The 13,898-nt window shown below is 37.8% G+C and carries 7 protein-coding genes; all 7 read right to left on the reverse strand.

The window, feature by feature from the left end; genetic code table 11:
- Nucleotides 1-50 precede the first annotated feature (50 nt).
- The 7 genes from BGP15_RS00155 to BGP15_RS00185 all read right to left on the reverse strand — a co-directional run bounded on the left by BGP15_RS00155 (nucleotide 51) and on the right by BGP15_RS00185 (nucleotide 13,795).
- Nucleotides 51-2,876: a SusC/RagA family TonB-linked outer membrane protein gene (locus BGP15_RS00155; RefSeq protein ID WP_286768365.1), complete on the reverse strand. Its 2,826-nt coding sequence runs from the start codon at nucleotides 2,874-2,876 to the stop codon at nucleotides 51-53.
- A 455-nt stretch (nucleotides 2,877-3,331) separates the two neighbouring features.
- Nucleotides 3,332-4,363, reverse strand: a complete 1,032-nt coding sequence (locus tag BGP15_RS00160; RefSeq protein WP_286768366.1) for an energy transducer TonB — start codon at nucleotides 4,361-4,363, stop codon at nucleotides 3,332-3,334.
- A gap of 294 nt (nucleotides 4,364-4,657) precedes the next feature.
- Nucleotides 4,658-5,668 carry an energy transducer TonB gene (locus BGP15_RS00165; protein ID WP_286768367.1) on the reverse strand — a complete coding sequence of 337 codons (1,011 nt, stop codon included), beginning with the start codon at nucleotides 5,666-5,668 and terminating at the stop codon, nucleotides 4,658-4,660.
- A gap of 117 nt (nucleotides 5,669-5,785) precedes the next feature.
- Entirely contained in the window at nucleotides 5,786-7,246 is a 1,461-nt protein-coding gene (locus tag BGP15_RS00170; protein ID WP_046674014.1) for a SusD/RagB family nutrient-binding outer membrane lipoprotein, read from the reverse strand.
- 13 nt (nucleotides 7,247-7,259) lie between these two features.
- Nucleotides 7,260-10,490: a SusC/RagA family TonB-linked outer membrane protein gene (locus tag BGP15_RS00175; protein ID WP_286768368.1), complete on the reverse strand. Its 3,231-nt coding sequence runs from the start codon at nucleotides 10,488-10,490 to the stop codon at nucleotides 7,260-7,262.
- Nucleotides 10,491-11,137: 647 nt separating this feature from the next.
- Nucleotides 11,138-12,409, reverse strand: a complete 1,272-nt coding sequence (gene serS, locus BGP15_RS00180; protein ID WP_286768369.1) for a serine--tRNA ligase — start codon at nucleotides 12,407-12,409, stop codon at nucleotides 11,138-11,140.
- A gap of 312 nt (nucleotides 12,410-12,721) precedes the next feature.
- Nucleotides 12,722-13,795 (reverse strand): class I fructose-bisphosphate aldolase, encoded by a 1,074-nt coding sequence (locus BGP15_RS00185; RefSeq protein WP_075991324.1) that lies wholly within the window; start codon nucleotides 13,793-13,795, stop codon nucleotides 12,722-12,724.
- Nucleotides 13,796-13,898: the final 103 nt, after the last annotated feature.

Genomic DNA, 13,898 nt, shown 5'->3' on the forward strand with positions numbered 1-13,898 from the left:
CCACATTACTCTTTTTTGTCATATACTTTACAATTTAGTGTAAAGCTATTTCAGGACAAGACAGTATTTTCCACGTATGATTGAGATGCCTCATCCCAATATGAAGAATTAGGAATAACAAAGCGGTCTCTGTTATAAATTCCGGTGTTATAGCCTGCGCCCGAAAAATCAAATGTACTACCACCCGCGTTATAAATATAATTACCTGTACGGTATTCTGCTTGCGTATGGAATGATAAATCTTTCCAAGTCAAATCTAAATTAAGGCCAAGTGTGTGCGTAGGCATTGCTTTACCTAATATTTTGAGTGTACCATCTGATGAAGGATATCCAGTAACAGGGTCAACGATAATTCGACCTAAATCATCACGTTTGTAATAGGTACCTCTCAATACAGGGAAATCTTCTCCAGCTACCGCGTAAGAACCGGCACCAGCACTCGACCCACTAGTATAGGCTCCCAATTGTAAAACTTCAAGTCCTTCTGCAATAGATTCAACTTTATTATTAAAATATGCATAATTTCCACCTACACTTAATTCCCAATTATCTGTACGAATTGGGATTACATTTAATTTAGTTTCAACTCCTTTACCTGTTGTTGTACCCGCATTTACAAGATAAGACCCATAACCTGTTGCTGTAGAAATTCCCGTCGGCACAACGTTATCAGTTGTGCGATTATCGTAATATGTGAAATCCCAATTGATGCGTCTTTTTGCCCAAGCAGATTCAAAACCTACCTCAAAAGAACGCGTCATTTCAGGCTTCAAACCATCTTGTACTAACTGATTACCAACAGTATGCCCTCCAATTCCATTATATGGATAACCTGCTCCTTGTGAAAATGTTGGCAAAAGACGATAAGCACCAAAGTCTGTTGATGACCCTAAATTCACTTGTCCTACTTTAGACCACGATGCTCTCACTTTTAAGAAATCTAAAGCTTTAAAATCTTTCAAACCTTCGAAGGCATCCGTTGGGATAAACGATAAGGCTGCTGACGGATAGAAGAATGAACGGTTATTTGGCTCCAAAATAGAAACCCAATCATTACGTCCTGTTACGGTCAGGAATAGGTAATCCTTATAGCCAACGTCAATTTTACCCGTTAAACCAAATGTACGTGCCAGGTAATTCGCTTGATTAGCACTTGGGTTGTTGGTACTATTACCCAAATTATAAATCTCAGGAACAGCTAAACCAGATACGCCCGCAGACATTCCAGAATATTCATTTTGAATAAATTGAAAAAGTGCAGTATAGTCAATTTTGAAGTCCCCAGTTTTATTATAGGCATGCGCTATAAAATCCGACACAATTCGAGTAGAATAATTAAATCCGTCCGTAACGCCACCTAAAATATTTTGATATTTATAGGTAGACGTTCCAGCCCAAGATTTTGTAAAATCTGAGAAGGTATATACGCCAGTCGTATTTTTATAGGATTGATTTGATGTAGTAACACCGACACGTCCCAAAACATCAAACCATTCAATTGGTTTATATCTTAATTCCAAGTTACCAATAAAATAATCATTTCTAGTCCGGCTACGATAATTATCTGCCATAAAATAAGGATTATTATAATAGGCATTGAAATAACCATCAGGGGAAGCAAATGGATTATTTTGCCAGTCTTTATAATCGGTCAATGGAATTTGGCCAGGCGTATTTAAAACTCGCTCATAAATATTTGCTGCAGCAGAAGTCGTGTTGTACCTATTTTGAGCGTAATATGTCGAGTAGGTCAAATCAAGTCCTTCCACCAATCTACGCGTTCCAGAAAGCCGTGCCGAGGCTCTATTGTATTTATCACCTGGAATTGTACCCGTTGAAGTCAAATATTGACCTGACAAACGTAATGAACTATTTTCACTCTGCGAAGAGATCGACAAGTTAGTCATATTGGTTACACCTGTATCCCAGAAACCGTCTTTTCCTTTTTTACCTGCATAGCTATACGGAATACTTTGGATGCTACCATCTTGTAATGGATCCCCAATTGGTCGAATTACGCCGTCATAAATTGGACCATATTGCTGATTTTCATGCGGGTTATAGATCTGCAAATCATTGTCAGCTCCCGATCCAAATTGCTTTTGCATCTTCGGAAGAAAGTTTACAGATTCGAATGTAGTCGTATTCTCAAGATCTATTTGGAAGCCTAGACTACCTTTACCTTTTTTAGTTGTTACGATCAAGGCCCCGTTGGCCGCTTGAGAACCATACAATGCTGCAGCATTAGCACCGTTTAGTACAGTAACATCCTCGATATCATCTGGATTTAAGTTACCCAAGATCGATGAAGGGACGATAACGTTATCAACAACGATGAGGGCTTCGTTGTTACCTGTAAGTGAGCGCATACCGCGAAGCATAACCCTAAAATTAGGATTAACCCCCGATGTAACACCTTGTACCAGTAAACCGGCAACTTTACCGGTTAAACCCGTAACGACATTGGACGGCTTTGCTTGCATTAAGTCTTCAGCCTTAATTGTAGTCTGTGCAACACCGACAGAACGACGGCTAGCAGTTAACCCTGCACCAGTCACAACGACTTCATCCAAAACAGACTCGTTGTCACTAAGTTGTATATTATACAAACTTGAACCTTGTGCAACTGTGATTGTTTTGTCTGAATAACCTACAGAACGAAAGACTAAAATTTTTCCAGTAGGAACATTAATGGAATAGTTACCGTTTGCGTCGGTTTGTGTGGCTTGGTTAGTGCCTTGAATAACAATAGTAACTCCTGGCAACCCCTCGCCATTTGTACCTGTCACTCGTCCACTAACCTTCTTTTCTTGGGCGAATGCTACCGAAGTCAGGATAGCACCACCCAATAAAAAACTGAGTAGTTTGTGTTTCATATGTTTATGTTTAATTAAGTATGTTTATTTAAATTCTTGGCAATAAAGCAGCTTGGCTAGCAAATTTTTTACTTCTCAATAATTATTATCAGCTATGTTAGTTAGTCATACATCTTTTAATCGCGCTGTTTCAGCTGTTAAAAAATGTTAAATACAAATTTATAACTTTTTTTAACTTTTGCAATGCAAGCATAACTTTGTGATAACATTTATTTTATAATAAATGTTAACAAACTCATAGACAGTCAATTAATTTCACATATATACGTAACAAAAGATAGTTTTTAGATTAACCGCTGATCATTCATTACCATATGGAAGCTTAACAAGCATGAAAAAGTCCTTCAACTGATCAAAATTGGATTATTATAACAAGTAAAAAATGTTTATACTAATTTCATTTAACAACAAAATATTAAGCTATAAAATCGTTAAAACGATAAAAGAGATCAGCGTTAGTAAACTGAACGCTCCATTAATTCGAAATTAAATCTCACAGGGACTGTAAAACGCACTCGCACTGGCATTCCTTTTAGGTAAGCAGGAGTCCATTTACTTAACCGTTGCATTGCCTCAATCATCATCCTTTTGATACTTAAATCATAATCTCCCTCAATTTCATAATCTTCAGTAGCACCAGACTTATTAACGACGAAACTGACAAGTATGGTTTTCTTTTTATATTTCTCAAAAAATTCTGAGGGAAACTGAACTTTACGCATAACCAATCCAATATCAGCCATTAGATTACCATGATATTTGGGTTCTTGCTTCATGGTCTTGGTAGTATACATATTAATTTTTCCATCGGGCAAATAGCGCTTCCCATTTATTAATATATCTTCTTTATAAAATTCTTCATATTTTGAATGATCCCAACCAGTCCAAATCCCTTCTCGTTTATCATTAACTAATTCACCTTCGATATATTGACCATTTTTATAGTCAAATCTAAAAAAGCCATTTCCTTTCCGAAGTAGCATATTTCCTACCGAATCCAAATACAGCAAATAATGAGGGAAATTGGACTTAGCCTCTGTTTTATTGGGTTCATAATAGACCAAAGCTTTTAATTTTCCATTTGGGTGATAATAAAATGCAGTATCAATCAAATAGGATAGTTCATCATAAAGTTCCACAGATTCGACCTTTCCATTAGGAAAATAAGACACGGTCTCGCCACAATACTTTAATGTTTTTCCATCATAATTTAAACTATGTCCATAAAACTTTGGAAGATTAGTATCGGTATAAAAGGCTTGTACACGATAGATTCTTCTTGGCTCATTTGCAACAGGATAAACTTGTCTATAATAATAAGATTTGTCTTTTGTTGCCAAGAAATCATCTTCTGGGTCCAAAAAACGAATAACTGTATCCTTTGAATTGCCAATATGATTAATCTGACCGTCGGTATTTATCTTTATTTCTTGTGCAAAGACTCGATAAGAACTCCATACTAACAGAAGAAAGATCAACTTTTTCATAAATTAAATTGGTCACTAAATGGTAGACAAATATACCATTATTATCTTAACATTTCCATCCGATAAGCCAACAACAAAGCCAATCTTTAGACTTGCTTCAGCATCAATAAAGCCCCCCTATTCGCTGTAATATAATACTATAAGTATACTGCATCTATACTTCAACTATAGTATAAATGTGCTTATTTGACAGATCAAACTTGCTCATAAAACATAATTGTATTTAGCAGCCTACTTACCGCTTAGAGAAGCAAAAAATTTTTTAGAAGACGGATTGCATCTTGTACCGATGTATTACAATCGTATCGGGATGGTATAACTTATTGCCACAGGCTCTCCTTGCAATCTCCCTGGTTTCCATGGACCAACACTTTGAATAGCTGTTGTAATTTTTTCTTTAACCCCACTAGGAATATCATTGTCATATTTAAAATCACTGAGCTTACCATCTTTGTTGACTACAAATCGTACATTAATTATGGAAGACTTCAATTGAGCAATTAAATGGTCTGGTAGGTCTATCTGCCGAGAAATAGCTTTCATAAATTGGTCCATTTTAAGCGAAGGAATAGGAGCTGACTCCCTTGTATCAGCATCGTATGAAATCACCTCGCCATTGGCACGAAATCTTTTTCCGTTTTGAAGAACGCCAGCTAAATAGTGCTCCTCATAACGGCTCTCCATATTCCAGCCCACCCAATTCCCTTCTCTTTCATTATCTTTTAGCTCACCTTCTATATGGTCACCATTGTCATAATCGAAGTGAATAAATCCATTTCCTCGCTTCAAAAGATAATTTCCCAAAGAATCCAAATACAATAGGTAATATGGTTTGGTTATAGGAGTGCCAGTAAATGGATTTTGACCTGATTGCACTTGGGTAACCAACATTTTCAGCTTGCCCGTGGGATAGTAATAATAAGATGAATCAATAGCTGAACCATTGGTATCGAATTTCTCCAAGCTTTTCAACTGTCCATTCGGATGGTAGGTAGTCGATTCGCCAACATACTTCCAGCCAAAGCCCCCAACTACGCTATCACGGCTATAAGCGAAAGATTTCATGGAATCAGTTGCTGTATAATAGCTAACTATATTAAAAAATCTATTCGATTCATCCCCAACAGGAACAATACATTCATAAGAGTGAGACGCAAGTTTTGTCTTAACTGCATTTCCTGATTTATCAAAGTAATTCACTATCGTATCGTTAATAAACACTTTCCCCCTTGCTTTAGAAGAAAAAGCCTCCGTATTAGCTCCTATAAAAACAAGCACAATTAAAACTAAAATCGATCTTTTCATAAAATATACCAGCGTTAATAAGGACGAAAATACAGCTTTTTCCATAATATAATACCAAAATAAAAGCGGCAATTTCTTTCGAAATTGCCGCTTTTATAAGCATATAAATCTAAGAGATTACTTAACGTCCCACCACACCGGTGTATAGATTACCACGTTACCTGGATAATTTACATTCGAAGTCGCTTCACTGTTGGCGTAAGGCATACGCAATGGCATTCTTCCTGCACCTAAAGTCGATGCGATAGAAGTCGTAAAGAAAGTTGGATAGCCTGTTCTTCTCCACTCAGTCCATGATTCAAAACCTTGGAAACCACACATCGCATAATATTTCTGTGTAATGATAGCTTTGACTTTTGCTTCAACATCACCTGCGAATTTCGCATCTGGTGCTTCCGCTATGTATTTAGCCGCATCATTAGCATTACCCGTAGCTGTAAAACTTGTTATAATACCAGATTCAAACAATGCTTTCGCATCACCTGTTCCCCAACCTTTCACTGCAGCCTCAGCTTGCAAGAATTTGCTTTCTGCAGCTGAAAATAATTTCACAGGCGCGGTTGCTGATGTAGGATCAACAGCACGACCACCAACAAGAGGTGAAGGAGAAGAAACTAATTTTGCTGAATTTGCATTAAAATCACCTTGAAGGATAAATGCAATTGTATCTTGTCCGCTCACTTTATTGAAGAAAGAAAATCTTCTTGGATCACTGTTCTTTACGAATGCTTGAACCACAGTTCCGCTCGCCACAACATTTTGTGTTTTACCTAAACCTACCATCTCATTGTAGAATGGGTTCTCGTTACCACCTGTCGTTGTGTAAGTTATTGAAGCGTCTTGATCTAAAAATTTGGCATTTTTTGCGTAAAGTGCTTTAATACCTGCTGCAGCTTTATTCGCATCCACATTTGAAATGCGCAAATACGCTCTCAATTTCAATGTATTTGCAAAAGCTTTCCATTTATCTAGGTCGCCGTTGAAAATCATATCCTGGGTCGAAACAGGAACAGCTTGTGGCGTTGCCAATAAAGCCAAGCCTTTATCAATATAATTGAATACTGAATCGTATACAACAGCTTGAGCTTCGTATTTAGGATTAAGATTTCCGTTCGCTTTTAATGCCTCTGACAATGGAATATCTCCAAAAGCATCTGTTGCTACTTGAAATGTATAAGCCTTTAATAAGTAAGCAATACCTTTATAATTATCGTTCGCCGCTACATTTGAATTAATGATCAATTCCGCATTGTTCAATGCGCTACGGTACAAAATCAACCACGATCTATCCATGGCTGTATTCAATACTTGATATCTGTCGATAGAACGATATTGAGAAGATGTAGGATTTTGCGTCCAATATTGTCCCCAGATATTACCATATACCTGAAAACCGTTCCCTACAACTTGGCTGATCGCAGCTTCTACTGTAGGTAGTAATAAACTAGGAGTAGCTGTTTCTGGATTGTTTGGGTTTTCATTCACATCCAAAAATTTATTACAGCTAGTCAACCCTAGTGTGCCAACTAAAGCTAAAACTAAAAGCTTCTTAGCATTTTTAAAATTTATAGTTTTCATACTTTACTTGCTCTTAAAATGAAACTTTAACATTGATACCATAATTTCGTAATGAAGGTTGAGCTGTAAAGTCAAAACCTTGTGCATTACCAGCACCAGATGAATTCACCTCTGGATCAGCGTATTTATTTTCGCTTGGCGTCCAAATAAACAGGTTATTTCCAAACACTCCGATAGAAGCCGCTCCAAATGGTGTGTTTTTCAACATGTTTTTTGAGAATTTATACGTGAATGTAAGGTTACGCAATTTGATATATGTCGCATCAACAACATTTACCCCCGCTTCCATATTTGGATAATAATCGATCTTATCATAAGTCGCAGATGTATTAACGACTGAATTTCCTGAAGCGTCCAAATAAACAGAATTTGGGAAAATCTGACCTATACGATCGCCACCTGACTCAGCTGAGGTACCAACAAATCCCATGATGTCTTTTGTTCTAGAGTAGAACACACCACCTTGTTTCGTATCAAATAACGCGCTCATTGACCAGTTTTTATAGCTCAAACTTGTACCCAATGAAGCTTGGAAATCTGGATTATACGTACCTAAATATTCTGGTTTAGAAGAAGCAATGGGTAAGCCTGTTTTTTGATCAACAATAGTACGGCCTTGTGCATCTGTCGCATTTGTAACACCATAAAACTCTCCATAAGGGCGTCCTACGGCAGCTACGATACTCATTCCCGAGAAGCCTCCAACTGATACTTGTTGTACTCCATCCATCAATTCAACAACTTTACTGTTGTTCTTAGTGAATGTTCCAAACAATTCCCATGTCAAGTTTTCTGTTTTCACAGGAGTTCCTCTTAATGTTAATTCCACACCATTATTTTGGACCTTACCTGCATTTACCAAACTGAGCCCGTACCCCGTAGAAAGTGGAATAGGAATGCTTAATATTTGATTTTTCGAATTGTTCTTGTAGTAAGTAAAATCAGCAGATAAACGATTATTGAAGAAGCCCAATTCAGTTCCAACCTCAAACGAAGTTGTGATCTCAGGCTTTAAGTTCAAATTTCCGATAGTATTACCCGACATTAATGCGGATACGTTTCCGAAAGGGAAAGTAGTAGAACCGAACCCTCCAGCAATTGTACTTCTAGAAAAAGTTGAAATCAATTGATAAGGATCTGTATCAGAACCCACTTGCGCCCAGTTAGCGCGGATTTTTGCATAACTGAACTTACTCTTCAATTCAGGAGAGAACAATTCCGATGCAACAAATGATCCACTTACACTTGGATAGAAAAATGAATTATTTTTCTTTGGCAAAGTAGATGACCAATCGTTACGTGCTGTAGCTTGTAAATAAGCGATGTTTTTATAAGAGACGTTCAAATCACCATAAACACCTACTAAACGACGGTTTGACCAAGTATCTTCAATCAGATCCAAAGGACCATTCGAGTTTGCAAGATTATACCATCCCGGAACAACAAGTCCACCACTTGAATTTGTTGCAGTACTATTGGAAGTAGTTTTGCGTTGGCGGATATTATTACCAATCATAAATGAAGCGTCCCAATCGTCGTTAAACTTATGAGTAGCGGTTGCCATGAAATCATGGACAATTTCATTCACGTTAAATTGATCAATACGGTATTGTCCTGGATCAGTTTGAATATTTCCTTCAGAATAATTACCCGAGGTATTATCTATCGGCAAATAGCTATATTTCGGAGATTCAGAACGTCTACGGTCGCTATAATTATCTAAACCTACACGTTCTTGGAATGTTAACCATTCGGTCGGTTTATAATTTACATTGAAGTTCCCCATGATACGGTTCACATCATTATAATTGTTATAGTTAGCCAATACCCAATATGGGTTCATGGTATAAGCACCGTAATAACCATATACGTCATTATGAGCTACACCATTTTCATCCGTATAACCATATCCATTATAGGGATTAGACAAATCTTTTAAACCAACAACATCAATATCTCTCGGCGTTTGTAATAAGTTGTTATAAACAGAACCACCGCCTTGACCACCACCAACATTGTTACTATTGATTCTGCTATAGTTTACCGCAATACCTGCACTAAATTTATTCGAAAACTCCGTCGTTCCATTGAATCGAACACCGTATTTGTTGTAGTTGTCTTTTTTACTAGGATAAACGCCATTTGAATTCAAAGCATTCAATCCAAGATAAAAAGTTGATTTATCCGAGCCACCAGAAAAGCTTAAATTGTTGTCAGAAGCAATACCAAGGTCAAAGAAATCACGTACGTTGTCTTTCACAGCAGAATATGCTTTTTTCTGACGAACGCCATTTACTGCTTGTCCCCATTCTTGTACCTCTCCAGTGAATGGTGCTCCCCAAGACCAGTTTTCTTTCGGATCGTTTGTATAAATCAAATCACCTGCTTTATTGTAGCCAGATGCACCTTGCCCATATTGATTTTGAAATTCTGGCAATTTCAAAATTGATGACAATGTGTTCGTCGAGCTAAATGTGATTTCATTTTTTGCTCCTTTTTTACCACTCTTCGTTGTAATGATTAATGCACCATTGGATGCTCTTGACCCATACAATGCAGCAGCAGCAGGTCCTTTCAGAACGGTTACAGAAGCAATATCATCTGGATTAATATCGTTACCACGGTTACCAAAATCTACACTTGATAAATCACTGGCTCCCCCCATTTTACTTGTGTTATCAATCGGAGTACCATCAACAACGATCAACGCTTGATTATTACCTGAAATAGATGAACCACCACGCAATACGACACGAGATGAACTACCTGGCGAATTAGATGTAGAGGTAATGTTTACCCCCGCTACTTTACCAGCTAAAGAGTTGATCGCGCTCGAATTACGGCCTTCTGTCAATTCATCGCTCTTAATTGTAGGCGCAGAATATCCCAAAGAACGTTTTTCTCTCTTAATTGCATTTGCTGTAACAACAACTTCTTCCAAAGCATTGTCATGATTTACTAGAGAGACATTGAATACAGAACTGTTATTGTTAACAATAATAGTTTTATCATCAAAACCAACGGAACGGAATACGACAACCTTACCTGCCGGTACATTCAATGAATAATTACCATCAGTATCAGTCTGCGTTGCCTGATTAGTTCCTTGTACAACTACTGTCACCCCTGGTATTGCTTTACCGTCAGCAGATGTAACACGACCACTAATCTTCTTTTCTTGAGCGAATGCAACCGAAGTCAGAATCATACCGCCAACAAGAAAACTTAGTAATGTTTGTTTCATGTTTTAGTTAGTTAATTTTATTATTTTTTCTAATCCTATATATTGATATAAATTATATCCGTTATCATAACCGTCTAAACATAAATTGCCTAGACAATAAACAGCAAAAACATAACATGCTATTGCAGTTTATTCAGTAACAGTTGAAAATATTTTTGGAAAAGCGGGCCCCAGGTAGATGCAGGGTCAGTCCTTAGATAAATATCCAGCTGTAAAATTTGCTCTTTTCAGCATTTACAGTAAATAATAGTTAGTGCGATTTTTATTAGCGGTGTCAAATATAGAAAGCCAAAGTTGCTTTTACAAGTTTTTTAACATAATCTCCAGAAAACAGGAAATACCGCAATAATAAGTTCACAATTTTACAAATTGTTACAAAAGAATCATTTTAGAATAAAAACTCTTCAAACAATTTTCAAACAGAATTTTATACGGAATGAGCCATAATTAACAAAACATTAACAATGTTATAAGAAAACGTTAACATGTTATTCTATTATTTTTCTGTATTAAAACACAAGTAATTTATAATGATTCTAAACACTTTAAAATCGAATTATAACAAAAAAAAGACGCCCTACCTTCTCAGGCTGAGCGTCTTTCACTGTGATGTTAAATAAGTGCAAAAGCAACTTATTTATTGATATTTAATCGATATACTCAAATTTAGTGTACGGCACCAAAACTGCAGGAATCTTAATTCCTTTTTCCGTTTGATTATTCTCCAATATCGCTGCGACAATACGTGGTAAAGCTAACGCCGAACCGTTCAAGGTATGTGCCAGTTGCATCTTGCCATCAGTATTTTTAAAACGGACTTTCAAACGATTCGCTTGATAAGTTTCAAAATTGGAAACGGAAGATACCTCTAACCAACGTTTCTGAGCAGAACTATACACTTCCATGTCATAAGTCAATGCAGAAGTAAAACTCATATCTCCACCGCAAAGGCGCAGTACACGGTAAGGCAGCTCTAATTTCTGCAACAGTCCTTGTACGTATAAACTCATTTCTTCCAGCACTTCATAGGACTTTTCAGGATGTACAAGCTGCACCGTCTCCACTTTATCAAATTGGTGCAACCGATTTAATCCACGTACATGTGCCCCGTATGAACCTGCTTCACGACGGAAACATGGTGTATAAGCACAATGTTTGATCGGAAACTGTCCTTCTTTCACAATCTCGTCTCTATAAATGTTGGTGACCGGAACTTCAGCTGTAGGGATCAAATACAGATTGTCGTTACCCACATAGTACATCTGTCCCTCTTTATCCGGTAATTGTCCCGTAGCAAATGCAGAATCTTCATTGACCAAGATAGGCACCTGTACTTCTTCGTATCCTTCTTCTGCTGCCTGATCCAAAAAGAAATTGATCAATGCCCGTTGCAATTTAGCGCCTTTACCTTTATAGATAGGAAAACCTGCACCGGCAACTTTTACGCCAAGCTCTAAATCAACAATATCATATTTGTTCAACAATTCCCAATGCGGCAATGCATCCTCCGACAAAGCCGGGATTTCGCCATGGCTCAAAACAACTTCGTTGTCCTCAGCACTTACACCTGCTGGAACGGATTGATGCGGTAAATTAGGTAATTGTACGATCTTCTCATTCAATGCTGCTTCAATTGTTCCCAATTGATCCAAAAGTTGCTTCACTTGCTCCTTATATCCCGAAGATTTGGATTTAACGGTTTCAGCTTCTTCTTTTTTACCTTGGCGCATCAGATCTCCAATCTGTTTTGCTGCCGCATTAGCCTCTGCCGAAAGTGCGTCAGATTCCGATTGGATCTTACGACGCTCTTCATCTAAACTGATGATTTCGTCGACCAATCCAATTTCCTTGAAATGCTTGACAGCCAATCTTTCGATTACCGTATCCCTGTTCTCACGGATATAATTTAATTGCAACATAATATAAATGTGTTATTTAAAATAGTGAACAAACTTAGATAAATTTGCCTTTATTTACAAGCAATTTTATTCCTAAACCACCATCAAAAAGGCTTTTTGACTACTTTACGGCGCTCTATTTTCATTACACCGCATCGGCTAACATCCATCAGCCCATGGAAGACCAATCTTCCATGAAACCGATGTTTATAACCCATGATCCATAGAAAGAGCGTATCCATTAGACGCCTAATCGATACGCTCTATAATTCGATCTATATTCAAAGCCCTGTGCTGAGATTCAATCTGATGAACTCATGTGATGCGCATTTGCTAAGCAATGTTTACCTCATCGCATAAATAAACATCCTGAATGGCATGTAATAATGCGACACCTTCATTCATTGGCTTTTGAAAAGCCTTACGACCAGATATCAACCCTGTGCCACCTGCACGCTTGTTGATAACCGCAGTTTTTACAGCTTCCTGGATATCATTCTGTCCCGAAGCTCCGCCAGAATTGATCAAGCCTGCCCTGCCGGCAAAGCAATTAAGCACCTGGTAGCGGCACAAATCAATAGGATGATCGGAAGAAAGTTGGGTATACATGCGTTCATCCAGCTTTCCATAACTACTTTTACCCATATTCAGCGCTTTAAAGCCGCCGTTCAATTCGGGTAGTTTTTGCTTAATAATATCTGCTTTGATCGTTACGCCCAAATGATTAGCCTGTCCGGTCAGATCTGCTGCTAAATGATAATCTTTATCCCCGACTTTAAAAGCCGAGTTGCGCAGATAACACCATAATACCGTCGCCATTCCCAAGGAATGGGCTTCTTCAAATGCTTTTGCTACCTCTATAATCTGGCGGTCGGATTCCTCAGACCCAAAGTAAATCGTTGCCCCTACAGCAACAGCCCCCATATTCCAGGCCTCGCGAATTGTTCCGTACAAGATTTGATCGGCTCGATTAGGATAGGTCAATAGTTCATTATGATTTATTTTAACCAAAAACGGAATCTTATGTGCATACTTTCGGGCAACAGCGCCCAAAACACCGAAGGTAGAAGCCACGGCATTACAATTTCCCTCTAAGGCTAGCTTGACGATATTTTCCGGATCAAAATACTGTGGATTTGGCGCAAAGGAAGCTCCTGCACTGTGTTCGATTCCCTGATCAACAGGCAGTATCGAAAGATAACCGGTATTGGCTAATCGACCCGTTCCAAAAAGTTGCCCCAAACTCCGCAAGACCTGAGGACTACGGTCACTCGAACTATATACTTGGTCAATAAATGCTGCTTGTGGAAGATGAAGCATTGTTTTGGAAACTGCGGGTTGATCAAATTCTAACAAATAACTCGCTTCAGCACCCAGATGTGCCTGTATTTTTTCAATGTATTGCATAATTTATTTAAAATAAAGTGATGGAGTTTACCATAATCTTTAAAATAAAACTCCAAAAAGCACAGAATGTTTTAGCGCATATTATATAGTAAAAAAAACTTAA

Source organism: Sphingobacterium sp. 40-24 (genome assembly GCF_001899705.1).
In the GTDB taxonomy this organism is placed as follows: domain Bacteria; phylum Bacteroidota; class Bacteroidia; order Sphingobacteriales; family Sphingobacteriaceae; genus Sphingobacterium; species Sphingobacterium multivorum.